The organism is Rufibacter sp. XAAS-G3-1 (assembly GCF_013623775.1).
GTDB lineage: Bacteria > Bacteroidota > Bacteroidia > Cytophagales > Hymenobacteraceae > Nibribacter.
This window is the reverse complement of the sequence record NZ_JABFAM010000006.1, coordinates 236,915-253,421: the sequence shown is the minus strand read 5'-3', so window position 1 is coordinate 253,421 and position 16,507 is coordinate 236,915. Positions and strand designations below refer to the sequence as shown.

The window sequence follows — 16,507 nt, the reverse complement described above, 5'->3', positions numbered from 1 at the left end:
GCCCTTTCGGCCTGAAAAGTCTATTGCTCTTAGTTCAAGTTTATCTAAGGCCAAAAGCGAGGCGCGCTCGGGGAAGACTGGAACTGGGGAAAGTAAGTAATGGCAGTAGCAATAAATGTAGTAAAGGCTTACTATGGCGCGGATTTACTTGTATTCTACCGCAAAGGCGTATTCCCCTCCTGGGAGGGGTAGGGGTAGGTTCTGGCTTTCCACCATCACCCTCAAGGGTGCACCAATTACCCACCCAATAGGGGTTTTGAAGCTACTTTTGAGAAATCGAAGTAAAAACAAAAAGCCCTCTCTTGGCTAAAAGAGAGGGCTTTTTGGCAGATAATAAGAATTAAGCCAATACTTGGGCTACGTCTGTCAATGGTAAGTTGAACGCTTCGGCTACGCCGGGGTACACTACCTTGCCGTCTACCACGTTTAAGCCTAATCTCAGCTCATCGCGCTCTAGGCAGGCTTGTTTCCAGCCTTTGTTGGCCAGTAATATCGCGTACGGAAGGGTGGCGTTGGTCAAGGCAAGGGTAGAAGTGTAAGGAACGGCCCCTGGCATGTTGGCTACGCAGTAATGCACCACGTCGTCAATGATGAAGGTTGGGTTCTCGTGGGTAGTGGGTTTGCAGGTCTCAATGCAACCGCCCTGGTCTACGGCTACGTCTACCAACACGGTACCCGGGCGCATGTCTTTCAGCATGTCACGGGTGATCAGGTGAGGGGCTTTCGCGCCGGGAATAAGAACCGCGCCAATGATCAAATCTGCGTCTTTGATAGCTTCTTTGATGTTGTAGTGGTTGGACATCACCGTGGTTACGTTGGCGGGCATGATGTCATCCAGTTCGCGCAGACGCTTCAGGCTGATGTCCATGATGGTCACGTTAGCCCCAAAACCGGCAGAGATTTTAGCGGCCTGGGTTCCTACAATACCACCGCCTAGCACCAATACATTGGCTGGCTTCACGCCTGGTACACCACCTAATAAAATACCACGGCCTTTCAAGGGTTTCTCCAGGTATTTGGCGCCTTCCTGCGGAGCCATGCGCCCCGCTACTTCACTCATAGGAACAAGCAAAGGAAGGGAACGGTCTTTCAACTCAACGGTTTCATACGCCAGGCAGGTAGCTTTGCGCTCAATCATGGCATGGGTAAGCGGCTCGTAGGAAGCAAAGTGGAAATAGGTGAACAACAACTGGCCTTCCTTGATAAGGTTATATTCCTGCTCAATGGGCTCTTTCACTTTCACAATCATTTCGGCAATGCCGTACACTTCCTCAATGGTAGGAAGAAGGGTTGCTCCGGCGGCGGCGTATTGCTCATCTGAGAAACCACTCCCTTCACCGGCAGTAGCCTGTACATAAACGGTGTGTCCGTTTTTAATAAACTCCGCCACGCCACCAGGGGTAAGGGCCACACGGTTTTCGTTGTTTTTTATCTCCTTCGGAAGACCAATTATCATTTTCTGATTTTTTAGTAGTTGGTGAAAAAGTGCTCAAATATACACCAACCTGCTATGAGATTTGCAAGTTAAAGCAGATATTAATCAACGTTTGTTTGGGTACGTCTGGTTTTTCGCTTCTTTTTGCAAAAACACGGCAGAAACAGAAATGTACAGACATAAAAAAGGCAGCAACTTAGTTACTGCCATTAGTACAAAATAAAACTATGAAAAAACTATTTAAAAGGCACTGACGCCTTGTTTACCTTAACTGAACTTTGTTTTGCGAGGCTTTCTACTACTTTGGCCTTAAGGGTAAGGGTAGGAGCAAAGCCTGTGATGTCGTTGGAAAGCAGTGTTACCGCCTCAATTCTATCCTGTAACACCTGTGGGCTGTAGGTAAGTTCCAATTTTGCAGATTGTCCTGCTTTTACTACCGAAGGGTTCATCTTGAACGCTACGCAGTTGCAGGCAGTCTGTAAACCGGTGATGTTCAAATCAGATTTACCGGTGTTCTTAAGCGTGAATTTAGCGGTGGCTTTCTGGCCTTTCTCTAGTTTGCCGAAATCATAGGTGGTGCTGGCTACCTCAATTTTAGGCGACTTGGCTACTTCTTGGGCAGAGGCGGTAGAAGAGGGAGCCGGAGTGGCAGCTTTTGGCGTAACGGTACCTTTGATAAACAAAGACTGCGTTTCTGGGTTGCCGTTAGACGTAACAGTCAAGGTTTTGTTGAAGGCACCCGGACGGCCCGCGCTGTTATAACCTGCTTTTACCACGCCGGTTTTACCGGGTAAAATCGCTTCTTTGGGCCACTCTGGGGTAGTGCAACCGCAAGAGGCCTGCACGTGCGAGATAACTACCGGCTGGTTTCCCGTGTTTTTGAATTTAAACTCGTAAATGGCTTGCACCCCTTCGGTCACATTGCCAAAATCATGCAGGTCTTTTTCAAAGGTCAGCACGCCTTGTGCTGAAACCATCCCTTGGGTAAGCACTACTAGGACAAGGGAAAGGAAAAGATAGACTTTTTTCATAATTTTTTAAAGATTTGCTTCGGTTAGAAAGCCCGGTTAGTGGGTTAACAAAAATAAGAAAAATAAGTTCTTTACGCTACACTAAATCACTTGATTAACAGGGGGCAAGACAAACCATTTGAAAATGGGGTAAAATCTACGTAGTTTTGGCTTTAAAAATCCTTATAGAACCTTATAAGAAAACGCATGCAAACCGTTGAACGGATTAATCAGCTTTCCCTTACCAAAGAAGAGATGTTGCAGGACTATCGCATTGCGTGCGAGAGTCGGCAGGCCAGTTTAACCGGCCGCAAGGAAGTGTTCATGGGTAAAGCCAAGTTCGGGATTTTTGGTGACGGCAAGGAAGTGGCGCAATTGGCAATGGCGCGGTTCTTCCGCCCCGGCGATTTCCGTTCAGGATACTATAGAGACCAGACGTTCATGTTCGCCATTGGCGAATTGACCATACAGCAGTTCTTCGCGCAACTCTACGCCCACACAGACGTGGAGCAGGAACCGTCTACCGCAGGCCGTAGCATGACCGGTCACTTTGGGACGCGTTTACTGGATGAAGAGGGCAAATGGAAGCCACAGACCTCCGCCAAGAACTCTTCCGCAGATATTTCGCCCACCGGTGCCCAGATGCCCCGCCTGTTAGGGCTGGCCTACGCCTCTAAATTATACAGACAGAACCCAGAACTGCACCAATTCACAGACTTCTCCCACAACGGAGATGAAATCGCCTTCGGTACCATTGGCAACGCCTCTACCTCAGAAGGGGTTTTCTTTGAAGCCATCAATGCCGCCGGGGTTTTACAAGTGCCCATGTTGGTTTCAGTGTGGGACGATGGCTACGGCATTTCTGTGCCCGCGCATTACCAAACCACCAAAAGCAGCATCTCTGAGATTCTGGCCGGCTTCCAGCGCGAAGCTCCGGGCGAACAGGGCTACGAAATCTTCAAAGTGAAAGGGTGGGATTACGCGGGTCTTTGTGAGGTCTACCACCAGGCAACCCAAATCTGCCGTGAGCAGCACGTACCCGTATTGATTCACGTAGAGGAAGTAACCCAGCCGCAGGGCCATTCCACCTCTGGCTCGCATGAGCGCTACAAATCAAAAGAGCGGTTAGCCTGGGAAGAAGAGTATGACTGCATCAAGCAGATGCGCAATTGGTTGATCACCAACGGTTACGCCCAGCACGCTGAACTGAACCAGATTGAGGCCGAAGCGAAAGAAGCCGTACGCCTTGCCCGGGCCAATGCCTGGACTTCCTTCAACAACGCCATACAGGTAGACCATAAACAATGCCTGCACCTGCTAGACCAACTGGTAAGCAGCAGCGGGCAAAATGTCTCAGAGATCGCTTCCATCAGAGAGGAACTGAGCAAAGTGATCAACCCGCTTCGGTCAGATGCCATCAGGGCGGCCAGAAGAGTCTTGCGCTACGTCCGGAAGGAAAGAAGCGCGGCCAAACGCGATTTGGTGAAATGGCTGGAAACCGTACAGGGCGAAAATGCCGAGCGCTACAACTCGTACCTCTACAGCCAGTCAGAGGAATCTGCTTTGCTGGTGGAAGAAATAAAGCCCGAATACACAGAGAACAGCCCCTTGGTAGATGGCCGCGAAGTGCTACAGGCTTGTTTTGATGCCGCACTGGCCCGGGAGCCCCGTTTATTCGCCATTGGCGAAGACGTAGGAAAGATTGGCGACGTGAACCAGGCGTTTGCCGGTTTGCAGGATAAATACGGCGAGTTGCGCGTCACCGATACCGGCATCAGGGAGTGTACCATTGTTGGTCAGGGCATAGGGGCTGCCTTAAGAGGTCTCCGTCCCATTACCGAGATCCAGTACCTGGATTATTTACTGTATGCCATCCAGATTCTGAGCGATGACGTGGCCAGCTTGCAGTACCGCACCAAAGGCGGGCAGAAAGCACCGCTGATTGTCCGGACGCGCGGGCACCGTCTGGAAGGCGTTTGGCACTCAGGCTCCCCCATGGGTATGATTGTGAACAGTTTGCGCGGTATGCACGTGTTGGTGCCCCGTAACATGACGCAAGCCGCTGGGTTCTACAATCTGTTGTTGAAGTCTGATGAACCGGCTTTAGTAGTGGAGCCTCTGAACGGATACCGTTTAAAAGAGCGCATCCCGGCCAACATTGGCGAATTCACCGTTCCGTTGGGAATGCCCGAGGTTTTGAGAACCGGTACTGATATCACGATTGTCACCTACGGTTCTATGTGCAAAGTGGTCATGGACGCCGCCGGGCAATTGCAGACCGTAGGCATTTCCGCGGAAGTGATTGACGTACAAACCCTTTTGCCCTTTGACCTAGAGCATTTGATTACTGATTCTATCCGGAAAACCAATCGGGTGTTGATTACGGATGAAGACGTTTCGGGCGGGGCCACCGGGTATATGCTGCAGAAAGTGATTGATGAGCAGGAGGCCTGGCGTTGGCTGGATTCCAAGCCGGCTACGCTTTCGGCCCAGGATCACCGCCCCTCGTACTCAACAGACGGAGACTACTTCTCTAAGCCAAGCGCCGAGGATGTCTTTGAAAGAGTGTACGCCATAATGCACGAGGCAGACCCGGAGAGTTTCCCTGCGCTTTACTAGCCAGTGAAAAATCTCAAAAGCCAACGGCCTGCTTTCATGAAAGCAGGCCGTTGGCTTTTGAGATTGAAGTAAAGGAAATTGTAAATTACTGTTGGGAGAACAAGATCACTTCTGAGGTAGTCACTACCGGACTTTTATTGCCTGAACGATCCATTATTTGCACATCAAACCGTATGGTATCGCCGCGTCTTAGAAGCGCATTGGGGTTTCTGGTTTCCTCAAAAATATTGATGCTGTACCGGATATCGCCTTCCAACGGTTCTTCCCTTTCTATGGTAGAAACGCGTGGGAAACGCCCATTATAGTTAATTGGATTTCCTTGAAATCTGATTTGCTCAAACCTGCCGTTTGTTTTCTTATAGACGTTGCAGAGCATGTTATGAAAGCTAGATCCGCCTACGTTAAAGGGAGGCTGAATATCTTCAGGATACAAGGTTTCTGACAGGCCCAGATTTCCGTCGCCGTCCTGAAAGCGGGTCACCAGAATAAGGGAGTCATAGGTGACGTTCTGTGGATTGCGCAGGGTACGTTGTTCAATGCCTCTGAAAGTGAGGTTGGGGGTTAAGTCAAATTCAGGTTCTTCGTAACAGGAGGGTAAGCCCAGTGAACCAAATACTAAGGCCAGACCAAACAGGAGTCTACGTTTTTTCATAGAGTATTTATGAGCACCTAAGGTACAAATCATAACGCGCACTTAATTACTTTGTTGTATAATTTAGCATCATCCCCCATGGGTTTTCCTGAAGCGTTCAAAAAGAATATCATCCATCAAGGCCCCCAGAATTTTGAAGCGGTGGCGCTGGAATTATTCCAGTACCAAGCCAAGCACACCCCTTTGTACCGTGATTATCTGGCCTTTTTAAGAAAAGACCCCCAAAACGTACAGCAGCTTCATCAGATTCCTTTTCTGCCCATCGAATTTTTCAAAACGCATACGGTTCAGTCGCACCCCTTCACCCCGCAGGCAATCTTCAAGAGCAGCGGCACCACCTTGCAACAGAGAAGCCAGCACCTGGTGGCCGAAACGGACTTCTATACACAACACGCCCAACATCTGTTTGAGGAAACCTACGGCCCGCTGGAAAACTGTGTGGTGTTGGCCTTGCTGCCTTCTTACCTGGAACAGGGAGATTCTTCGCTGGTCATGATGGTAGACCATTTCATGCAGGTGAGCGGCCAACCCCACCCCGGGTTCTACCTTAAGAACCATGCAGACCTGCGCCAAGCCGTTGGTGAGGCCAAAGCCGCAAACAAGAAAGTCTATCTCTTCGGGGTGACCTATGCGCTGCTGGATTTGGCCGAGGAAGTAGATCATCAGGCATTCAGCGCAATCACTATTTTTGAGACCGGAGGCATGAAAGGCCGTCGGCGTGAAATGGTACGGGAAGAACTGCACGCGGTGTTAACCAAGGCTTTGGGGGTGGACAAGATCCATTCAGAATACGGCATGACCGAACTCCTGTCGCAGGCATATTCTACCGGAGCAGGTATTTTCCAGCCAGCGCGCACGTTGCGGGTGTTGGTGCGCGATGTGAACGATCCTTTTTCCGTAACCGGTGACGCTGGTTCTGGCGGGGTGAATGTCATTGACCTGGCCAACGTAGATTCCTGTGCCTTTCTAGAAACCAAAGACTTAGGAAAACTCTATGCCGATGGTTCTTTTGAGATACTGGGCCGGTTTGACAATTCAGATATTAGAGGGTGTAACCTGCTGGTTAGCTAAAACCTCTATCGGTTCATTTCTACGCTTTTACCACTGCTTGGAACTGGCTTCTTTAAGGGAATGGTGCAGGTCTTATGCAGTTCTCTTTATTAGATTGCTTAATGCGTGGGTAATTAGCAGGTGCACGCAGTTTGCTGTTCCCTAGGTTTGTCCGTTTGTTGCGTGGGTGCAAGTGCTGTGTTGTTTCATAGCTTCCGCTAAGCGCTCACGGCCGCGGGGCCCCGTCTTCCCCTCTCGCACTGCCCTTTCGGCCTGTGACGCCTTTTTCGCTTAGTTTTGCCTATCTATGGCCAAAAGCGAGGCGCGCTCGGGGAAGACTGGAACTGGGGAAAGTAAAGGAGGTGGTAAAAGTAGCAGGCTGTAGCGGGCCTTGGTTGCATTACCTGTGTTTTCCTGTAAAGGCGTAATCTTAACTATGGCGCGGAAGTTACTTCCGTGGCTCTTGCTATGACTGCAAAAAGTGTTTAGGGGAGCAACCTTCAAAGAAACAAAAAAATCCCTCTTGTTTCTGTCCATCCTGTTTTTGGCCTAATTATGGAAAGATAGGCAGAAAACGCTTACCAGAGTAACGTATGCTGGCTATATTGGAATTACACTGGTATGAGGAATTTAGCGCCGTGGTCACCAGATAGTAGGCCACGAAGTGGTATTTTGTGCAGGTATATTATTACTTATATCTAAGGCGAGTAGTGACTTTAATTTAGTGACTGCTGCTATTTCAGGTTTGCATCCCTAATTGAGATACTAATGAGTTTATATCCGTTTTCAGTTCGTAAAAACTCAAAATGGTCTTGGGACAGGTCACCCTTTAATTTTGTATTTATAATCAAGTTCATGGTTGGGTATTTTTCTTGGAGGGCTTCACCGCAGTTATTATAGTACTTATCAAAGCTCGGCCCGGTAAATATATAATGGTTAAGTCCATCAATGGAAAAGAAGAAATCTGCTTTTTCTTCTTTTAACGCGAGCAGTCTTGCCCTGATTACTTTAAAGTTTCTATTGATAAAGCTGGCTTTTGCTTCGGCTTTCCAGCCGTTTGGTTCCTGCCAAAAGGTGATGCTGTCATGAGAAGCCTTACGTAGGTTTTCTGGTTCCAAGGAGTTGAGTAATTCTGTGTCAAGCCAACCTTTGAATTCCTTCTCATAGTCAATGAAGGAGTAGTATTTACCATTATCACTTTCAAAGCTTTGCCTGTTAGGGGCTGTAGTAACTTTTGAGTGGATTTCTAAAGAATACAAGTTCAGAAATGCCTGGTGATAAGTGTTTCTTAAGATAACTTCATTTTTTGTGTTGATGAGCATTTTTTCTCCCCCTTCATAAGAATAATGCTCTTTGTGCTCATCTAGGTACTTCTTACTTGCACCTTTCAGGGCCCAAACAAGGCCATTTTGCACCTTTGATAGACTGTTGTAAACGGCTGGAATAACAATGTGTCCATGCTTGTCAAACATTCCGACTAGGCCAGTTTTCTTGTCTCTAAACCGAATAAAGCCCTCACTTTCACAATCTGTTCCATTGTCATAATAGTGCAAGCTATCTCTTCCAACAATTTTTCCTGTTTTGGTCAGGTAGTAAGATTGGTACTTGCCATTCCTATTTTCCGTCACAGCCATGATGTCTTCAAAGTAGTTGGCTATGATATCAGAATACTTAGGTTCAATTTTTACCACACCATTAGAATCTTTAAAGCCTTTCAGCTTTAGGTTGCTGTCCCAGAAGGCCTTCCACCGCTCAGAAGATTGCGCTTGGCCAGAAAGGGAGAGCAGAAGTGACAAAAATATTATCAAGACTTTTCTCATTTTGCACAATAGTAAATGCTTAAAAAGGGGAAGACATACTTTTCAGCGAATCTGTTTATCAACTCTTTTCGAAAAATAAGGCCAAAAACGCTTACCTCAGCAGCGTAACCGTTCCTTTCTGGGTAATTCGCTGGCCGTTCACATCAATGGCCTCAAAGCGGAAGAGGTAGGTTTCGGGAGGGGCTGGTTTGCCGCCGTGGGTGCCGTCCCAGCCGGTTTTAGGGTCTTTGCTCTCAAAGATAATCTGACCCCAGCGGTTCAGGATTTGCAGGGTGTACGAAGAGGAAAACGGAGCGCCTACGGGCCGGAAGACATCATTCAGGCCATCGTTGTTAGGGGTGAAGGCGGTGGGGAATTGAAACTGGAAGCCCTGGTCTACCGTGGCGGTATTGGAAGAACTCTGGTAAGGGGCGTTCAACGCTGAGGTTACCAGGCGGTAGGTCAGGCGCTGGAATTTCTCCTGCGGCTGCGCATCAAGGTAGCTTTGGCCCGTAACCGGGACGCTCCAATACACCGCGCCCTGTTCGTCCAGTAGTTCCAGCGTTTGGGTGCCTATGCCAGATGGAAAGCCTTCGTACGAGTTCCAGGTGAGTTGGACACTGCCCTCGGGCTGGAGGGTGGCAGTTAAAAGGGTAGGGCAAACCCTAGCGCTTCTGGGCGAAACAAGCTGGCAGGAATCTGTGTAGGCCACTTGGTAACATACCGGAGCGGTCAGGTTAAGGGAAGTTGGGTCTATTGTGTTTTTGGGCTGTTTTTCCAAAATCTGGCTAAAAGCAGCCCCGTTCTGGCTTCGGAAAACGGTTTGCTCCATAAACGTCTCTTGGGCGGGCACAATGGTTTCTACCGTGACCCGGTTCTGCAAATCAAAGCTGGCCACCAGCAAGGGAGCCGTGGGAGGAGTAGTGCCGGTGGTGGTGACTTCCACGGGCAAAGAAGCGCTCTGCGCGCCATTCTGCAGCAGAGCCACCAACTGATAAGAGTACTTTCGGCCGCAGGCCACCTGGGCATCTGTGAACGAGGTCTGGGTACCAGGAAGCGTCTGGTACAACTGACTGCCTCTGAGTACCTGGTAACTGACCACACTGCTGGAACTTAAATTAGGAGCCCAAGAAAGGATATTTTGCTGGTCTCCGGCCCTCGCCGTCAAGGTCTGGGCACAAACCACATTGGAAACAATATCCTCCCGGCCCGAGCAGCTATTGGTGACCCGCACCCGGTAGCAGCCGGTCACGGGAGAAACGGTGATGGTGTGCTGGCTTTGCCCCACCGCTACAGAGGACAAGGTTTGGATGGCCGTAAAAGTACCCGCAGGGGAAACCGCTCTTTCCACCACCAAATCATTCACGCCGGTGGTTTGCAGTTGAACCTGAATGGATGTGCCCTGAAGCGTGATTCTTTGCACCACGGGGGCCGAGGGCGGCGCGGCGGCTTTTACCACAAAGCTGCGTTCCTTGAAATTGCCAACGCCGGTGAGCTGTGTCACCACGTACGTGCCGGGGGCGGTGAATACATGCGTAGGAGGTTCAATGGCATTTACGCCATCGCGTTTGTCAAAATCATAATATTCGGTGACGTTGCTTTGGCCGGAATTGTCTTTGAAGGCAATGGTTTCCCCCACGCAGAAGGATTCTACGGGTTGGTTTTGCTGATTGTAGGCCAGAAAAGGAGGAGATTGCTGCGCCCACGCACCAGCTGAAGTACCCAGCCAAAAAAGCAGAAATGCCAACCGTTTTCTCACGCCATCAACTCGTCAAAGGGAAACTCCTGGATAAACTTGATACTCTTTTCAATGTCGGGCTGCAACACGCGATCCTGCTCCAGCGGCGCTACCTGCCGGCGGTACGCCTCCACTACTTTCTCCAGCGCCGGAGAGGTGCGCAGCGGACGGCGGAATTCCAGGGCCTGTACGGCGGCCATCAACTCAATGGCTAAAATCCGCTCCACGTTCTGCACCACCTGGTACGCTTTGGTGGCTCCGTTCGCGCCCATGCTCACGTGGTCTTCCTGCCCGTTAGACGAGACTATGGAATCAACGCTGGCGGGGGTACACAGTTGCTTATTCTGGCTAACGATGGAAGCCGCCGTGTATTGCGGAATCATGAGACCAGAATTAAGGCCCGGCTCCTGAATGAGGAACTGGGGCAAGCCCCGCTGCCCCGATAGAAGCTGGAAGGTACGCCGCTCTGAGATACTGCCCCACTCGGCCAAGCCGATGCTCAGGAAGTCCAACGCCAGCGCCAAAGGTTGCCCGTGGAAGTTACCGCCCGAAAGCACTAGTTCCTCCTCGGGGAAAACATTGGGGTTATCGGTTACGGAATTCACCTCAGTGGTGAACACTTTCTCGGCGTATTCCAGCGCATCCAGACTGGCACCGTGCACCTGCGGCACGCACCGGAACGAGTACGGGTCTTGCACCTGGGTTTTGGGTTGTTGCTGGAGTTCGCTGCCGGTGAGTAAGCCCAGAATGCGGGCGGCAGTTTTTACCTGACCCGAATGTGGCCTGATTTTGTGAATCTGGGGCCAAAACGGAGTGCTGAGTCCGTTGAACGCTTCCAGGGATAGAGCAGCCAGCACATCGGCCGCGGCCGATATCTGGCGGGCGCGCAGACAAATGATGGTTCCGTAAGCCGCCATCAGTTGGGTGCCGTTCAGTAGCGCCAGCCCTTCCTTGGCTTGCAGTTTGATGGGCTCCCAACTGAAAATATCCAGTATTTCGTGGCCTTTCAGTTTGAAGTCCTGAAACCGCACCTCGCCCAGCCCAATCAAGGGCAGGCACAGGTGCGCCAAAGGGGCTAAATCGCCGCTGGCCCCCAAAGAGCCTTGTTGGTAGACAATGGGGTACACCTCTCTATTAAAGAAGGAGAGCAGGCGCTGCACCGTGGTTAGCTGCACGCCGCTGTACCCGTAACCCAGCGACTGCACCTTGAGCAACAGCATCAGTTTCACCACCTCGGCGGGTACTTCTTCGCCGGTGCCGCAAGCATGCGACATGACCAGATTGCGCTGCAAGGCCTCCAGTTTCTCGGGGGAAATAGTGGTGTTGCAAAGCGCCCCGAATCCGGTATTGATGCCGTACACCGGGGCCGGAGCGGCTTGCAGATGTTGGTGCAGGTACGCGTGTGCTCTCAGAATCCGTTGCTCCACCTCCTCAGAAAGGGCCAGGGTGGCTTTGGTTTGCAGAATCTTTTTAATCTCCGGCAGGGAGAGTGGGCCTAGGGAAACGAGGTGCTGCGTTGCCATTAGTGGGTTGCGTTGGCTTGTAACACGCCTAAGATCTCTTGTACCGTCAGGCGTTCCTGAACGCCGGTGCGCATGTTACGAAGATTCAGCAGGCCGCTCTCCATTTCCTCAGAACCAATCAGGAGCACGTACGGAATGCTTTTCTGGTCGGCGTAGGCCATCTGCTTTTTCAGCTTGGCCGCTTCGGGATATAATTCAGCGGAGATACCGGCTTCGCGCAACGTTTGGAGTACCGGCAGGGAGTAGCGCATGCTCGCCTCGTCAAAGTTGGAGATAAGCACCTGCGTAAGGATTTGGCTGTCCTGCGGAAACAGGTTGAGTTCTTCCAGCACGTCAAAGATGCGGTCTACGCCGAACGAGAACCCCACGCCCGACACGCCGGGCAACCCGAACATACCGGTAAGGTTGTCGTACCGGCCGCCGCCGCTAATGCTGCCCATCTGCGCGTTGTTTACTTTCACCTCAAAAATGCAGCCGGTATAATAGGAGAGTCCGCGCGCCAAGGTTACGTCCAGCTGTACCTTGGCTTTGTGCACGGCAAAGCTTTCCAGGAAAGATAGCATGCTACGAATATCCTTCAAACCGCGTTGGCCTTCTTCCGATTCCTGTAACAACTCATCCAGTTTTGGCAGTAAATCTGAAATTTCACCCGATAAACCCAGAATGGGCTGCAACTTCACCAGCGATTCTTCCACAATGCCTTTCTGCCGAAGTTCTTCATTCACCGCATCCTGGCCAATTTTGTCCAGTTTGTCAATGGCCACGCACAAGTCCGCTTCGCGGCCTTTGGCCCCAATGGCTTCGGCGATGCCCGCTAGCAGCCCGCGGTGGTTGAATTTGATGGTGAAATCGTCCAGGCCCAGCGTGCTCAGCACCTCGTCCATCATGAGAATGATTTCGGCTTCGCAGAGCAGGGAATTGGTGCCTACCACATCGGCGTCGCACTGGTAAAACTCCCGGTAACGGCCCCGCTGCGGACGGTCGGCGCGCCAGACAGGCTGGATTTGGTAACGTTTAAAAGGGAAGGCGATTTCGTTGCGGTTCATGACCACAAACCGGGCGAAGGGCACGGTAAGGTCATAGCGCAGGGCTTTTTCTGAAATTCTGGGGGTAAGCGGTTTATAGCCGTTTTCCAGATCTGGGGCCGAAACCTTGCTCAGGAAATCGCCGGAGTTCAGGACTTTGAAAATCAGTTGGTCGCCCTCGTCGCCGTACTTGCCGGTCAACACCGACAGGTTTTCCATGGCGGGCGTTTCTAGCGGCAGAAACCCGAATTTCTCAAAAGTACGCTTGATGATGGAGAAGATATAGTTGCGTTTCACCACCGTGGCCGGCCCGAAATCACGGGTGCCCTTGGGGATGGATGGTTTGTCTTTGCTCATGCCGCGAAGATAGCAATTTCAGAAAAGAATCTTCCTGCTCTGGGGTGAGCTTCCTGGCGACGTTTTTGGCTTGTTTTTGAAAAAAGAGCCTTTAAACAACTTAATTTTCATTTTAAGGAAGGCTTTCTTCTTCTGATATAAGTAACGTAGGCTGAATTTGCTCGCATGTAAGTCTGGAGACAGCATTACCTTATACTATCTGTCTTCCTCTTGTGGGCGAACTAGAATAGCTTTGATGGAGCGCAATTGCCGTTCGCCACCAAGATCCTTCCAGGAGGACAACAAGAAAAGTAAGTCAAACTAATTTTGTCCGCATTTTTTATCTCCCATTGGCACTCATATGTTATTTGCTTAAAATGTCTTGGAACAGGCTATGTGCTGGGTAGGGCTGAGCGCTTATTTGTGTTGCAAAACCTTGGGTAAGTGGCGGCCCAAGGCTGGCATTTATATGTTCAACTAACGCACCACAAACCCTAAAAGCCCTTAATGCTTTTAGGGTTTGCGCTGCGTTCGCCTTCTTATTCTAAAGTTGATTTACTTTTCTGTAAGTAGTCTCAGTCGCTTTTGATTCCTGGCCTTCCGGGGAAATATTGTAAGCGGTAATTACTATTTCATCATCGCTCATGAACTCGATATTTGTTCGCCACCCCCAGTGCTGTTCCATTTCTGGCGTCACATAAGCATAGCTGCCCAAAACCGAAATGTCTTTCTCCCCCTTTTTGCCTTCTGAAAACATGATGGCCGTTCCATTGTGAAAAGAGTCAATCCAGGCGCACTGGAATTTCCCCAGTTCCAGGTGATACCCGTAAAGGGCCATACCAGTGATTGGATTCTCACCAAAGCTTCCCTTGTATTCATGCAGGATGAATTTGCCATCCAGAATGAGCCTCATGGTTCCACTTACGGGAGATTCATCCTCTAGCTTATTGGGATCAAACCAGGTTCTGGCAGTGCCTTTCCATTCCCCTACTAGTCTGCTTAGTTGGAAATGGGCACCCGAGGTTTTTGAAGCTTCAAATTTTTCGCTCATGACAGTAGGTCTATATTTGTTTGAATAATTATATCGTTTTAGAAGGTAATCGGAAGGTGACAGTTCATTGTTACCTGTAGTTTTTCTTTTACTTTTTTCACAGTTTCTGTTTCCAGCCTGTTTTTCGAAAAAAGACCGAAAACAGCTTCTCGGAGCTTTTTTTCTGCCCGTCTGCTTTTGGCTTGTTTTCCGGAAATCAGGCCGAAAACGCATTCCCGAAGTCGGGATGCGGGCATTTTGCGTCAGTTCCTGCTCAAACGCAACGTCAATCCCTCTTCTGCAACTCTAGCCGATCAGAATCGGGTGGTGTTCCCAATGTCTGCTAAGCTGACTAAATTCTCCTGCCGATTTTTATCTTTTACTTCTGCTACTCTTGCCGATAATTTTTTCTGACTGCCTCACCTAGAAGCCGTTATTCAAATTTGCCACAACGGTCTCGTGTAAACGACGGCTGGGAGGTTTGCTTGCTTACCAGCCACTCTGGCTTTTTTTATAGTAGAATGTAATTGGCCTGCTGTATGGAGGAAACCCAGTTGACGTTTAGGTGTGGTTATGCCATCGCCTTTTTATTCTATTGACAAAGAAATCTTACGCCCAAGTCCAATTTCAAGGATTCGGTAAAGAGTAGACAGTTGAATGTCGCTGTGTCCATTCTCTATCCTTGATATGAAACTCTTTTTTGTTCCTGTTTTCTCCGCAAGTTGTTCTTGTGTCATCTTTGCCAGTTTCCTGTCCTCCTTGATGACCTCTCCAATAGCGAATGCCTTAGCTTTTATTTCAAATTCGGCCCTTTTCAATGAGCCGGCTTTTCCGTATCTTTTATCAAGATGCTCCTCAAAAGTTGTAAAGTTTTTATTTCTAGTGTCTATAAGCTTTCTGCCGCATTTATTGAGTTGCCGCCTCCTTAAGATTTTAGGTTTTACTTTTGTGCGAAATACGCTGCTTTAAGCTTCTTTGCTCGTTCAATTTCCGACTTCGGTGTTTTCTGTGTCTTTTTCTGGAATCCGTTAAAAAGCACCACTAGCTTCCCTCATCAAAACAACAGAAAACCCTGAAGATATTGCTCCCTACCTCTATACGGACTTCGTAAAGCCCGTCCGTTCCTTCCATGTATTGCAGGGATTTCTTTGGCACTCTTTCAACGATAGTAATCACTATGTTCCTTACAATATAATGGATGTTTATAGATTGTCAAGCGGGCCCACGAGAATTAGCAAAGGCAAACCTCCCGTTTTAAGCCTGTTTTGGTAAAAGAACCTTTAAAACGGAACCAACTATCTTCTGGATAATGCCAGCAGGAGGTTTCTGCGCGATTAATTTTTCAGCGGCTTCTTCTGTTTTACCAGAGTTTGCCTGGGAATCGGCTGGTCTTTGGGGGCGAAAAGCAGGAGGGAGGTGACAAAGGAAAACAACAGGGTGCCGTCTCTGCGCTGGAGCAAAGATTCGGTGAGGCAGCAAATGCCAAAAACCGCCACAAACGCGAAAAGGATAAAGTCCTGCCTCTGGTAAGCGGCTTTCAGGAGAAAGAGCAGGAGCAGCAGAAAAACCAGAACTCCTGGTAAACCCAGCGAGACGCCATACATGAGAAACTGGTTGTGCGCATCAAACCGGGCTTCCACTCCTTCTTTAAAGTTGTGTTTGCGGTAGCTCTCCACCACGGCATCTCTGGAGCCGCCGGGGCTAACGCCTGTTATGGGGCGTTCTTTGATAATGTCCAACGCAGAAAGCCACATCATTTTCCGTTCGGTCACTCCCGCGTTTTGGCTGAATTTCGTTTTTAAATAGGTTACTTTCTCAAAAATCAGCAAGCTGGTACCTGCCGTGAAGACCACAACGGCCGCCAACAGCAGGTATTTCCTGGCCTTTAGTGCCAGGTACACCGCTGCCACCGCCAGCACTACCACCGTGGCCACCAAGGCGGTTCTGGAAGACAAAAGCGCCAGAAAAGAAAAGAAAAACAGCCAGAAAAATAAATGAAAAAGAAAGGTCTTCCGGTGCTCTGAATAACGAAGAGTGTACAGGAAATACGAGTGGATGATTAAGCAAGTACCAATGTACAAGCTGAAATATGGAGCATGGAAACGGATGCTTTGCGGAATATGATACGAGAAAAAAGTCCAGTCCAACGTAGCTAAGGAATGTGCATGAGGAGGAATTACCTTGAGGTACTCAAGTGCGGTAAGCATAGTGGCGTACACCGCCAAAACAAAGCAACTCAAACAGAAAAGCAGCAGCGCGTTTTGCACCTGTTTTGCCGAAAATCGCCGGT

Annotated in this window: 13 protein-coding genes; 2 read left to right on the top strand and 11 right to left on the bottom strand. The window is 49.6% G+C overall.

The genetic code is table 11. The features are described from left to right. Window positions 1-340: 340 nt before the first annotated feature. Both ald and HHO50_RS07790 read right to left on the bottom strand, forming a co-directional pair. Complete coding sequence (gene ald / locus HHO50_RS07795; RefSeq protein WP_181305445.1) at window positions 341-1,456, bottom strand: alanine dehydrogenase; 1,116 nt, start codon at window positions 1,454-1,456, stop codon at window positions 341-343. Between the two features lie 215 nt (window positions 1,457-1,671). Continuing rightward, window positions 1,672-2,466, bottom strand: coding sequence for a DUF1573 domain-containing protein (locus tag HHO50_RS07790; protein WP_181305444.1), 795 nt, complete (start codon window positions 2,464-2,466; stop codon window positions 1,672-1,674). 186 nt (window positions 2,467-2,652) lie between these two features. Here HHO50_RS07790 and HHO50_RS07785 point away from each other — a divergent pair, with 186 nt between their 5' ends. Then, complete coding sequence (locus HHO50_RS07785) at window positions 2,653-5,064, top strand: thiamine pyrophosphate-dependent enzyme (RefSeq protein WP_181305443.1); 2,412 nt, start codon at window positions 2,653-2,655, stop codon at window positions 5,062-5,064. 85 nt (window positions 5,065-5,149) lie between these two features. Here HHO50_RS07785 and HHO50_RS07780 read toward each other — a convergent pair whose 3' ends face one another. Then, complete coding sequence (locus HHO50_RS07780) at window positions 5,150-5,716, bottom strand: hypothetical protein (RefSeq protein WP_181305442.1); 567 nt, start codon at window positions 5,714-5,716, stop codon at window positions 5,150-5,152. 78 nt (window positions 5,717-5,794) lie between these two features. On the opposite strand from HHO50_RS07780, the gene HHO50_RS07775 reads away from it, so the two are divergent. Further along, the gene (locus HHO50_RS07775) at window positions 5,795-6,787 is read left to right on the top strand and encodes an acyl transferase (RefSeq protein ID WP_181305441.1); all 993 of its coding nucleotides are present in this window, start codon (window positions 5,795-5,797) and stop codon (window positions 6,785-6,787) included. 713 nt (window positions 6,788-7,500) lie between these two features. Here the strand turns inward: HHO50_RS07775 and HHO50_RS07770 are convergent. The 8 genes from HHO50_RS07770 to HHO50_RS07735 form a co-directional block, all read right to left on the bottom strand. Next, the gene (locus HHO50_RS07770) at window positions 7,501-8,586 is read right to left on the bottom strand and encodes a WG repeat-containing protein (protein WP_181305440.1); all 1,086 of its coding nucleotides are present in this window, start codon (window positions 8,584-8,586) and stop codon (window positions 7,501-7,503) included. Window positions 8,587-8,677: 91 nt separating this feature from the next. After that, a complete protein-coding gene (locus HHO50_RS07765; RefSeq protein WP_181305439.1) occupies window positions 8,678-10,312 on the bottom strand; it encodes a T9SS type B sorting domain-containing protein in 1,635 nt (544 codons plus the stop codon). Window positions 10,313-10,320: 8 nt separating this feature from the next. Beyond that, window positions 10,321-11,826 carry a histidine ammonia-lyase gene (gene hutH, locus HHO50_RS07760; RefSeq protein ID WP_181305438.1) on the bottom strand — a complete coding sequence of 502 codons (1,506 nt, stop codon included), beginning with the start codon at window positions 11,824-11,826 and terminating at the stop codon, window positions 10,321-10,323. After that, complete coding sequence (hisS, locus tag HHO50_RS07755; protein ID WP_181305437.1) at window positions 11,826-13,208, bottom strand: histidine--tRNA ligase; 1,383 nt, start codon at window positions 13,206-13,208, stop codon at window positions 11,826-11,828. The genes hutH and hisS overlap by 1 nt, the downstream gene beginning before the upstream one ends. Before the next feature lie 523 nt (window positions 13,209-13,731). Continuing rightward, entirely contained in the window at window positions 13,732-14,238 is a 507-nt protein-coding gene (locus HHO50_RS07750; protein ID WP_181305436.1) for a DUF1579 domain-containing protein, read from the bottom strand. 566 nt (window positions 14,239-14,804) lie between these two features. Further along, window positions 14,805-15,035, bottom strand: coding sequence for a helix-turn-helix domain-containing protein (locus HHO50_RS07745; protein ID WP_219921477.1), 231 nt, complete (start codon window positions 15,033-15,035; stop codon window positions 14,805-14,807). Between the two features lie 122 nt (window positions 15,036-15,157). After that, on the bottom strand, window positions 15,158-15,256 hold the full coding sequence (locus HHO50_RS21525) for a type II toxin-antitoxin system RelE/ParE family toxin (protein ID WP_370457547.1): 99 nt from the start codon (window positions 15,254-15,256) through the stop codon (window positions 15,158-15,160). Between the two features lie 295 nt (window positions 15,257-15,551). Next, window positions 15,552-16,424: an O-antigen ligase gene (locus HHO50_RS07735; protein ID WP_181305435.1), complete on the bottom strand. Its 873-nt coding sequence runs from the start codon at window positions 16,422-16,424 to the stop codon at window positions 15,552-15,554. Between the last annotated feature and the right edge of the window lie 83 nt (window positions 16,425-16,507).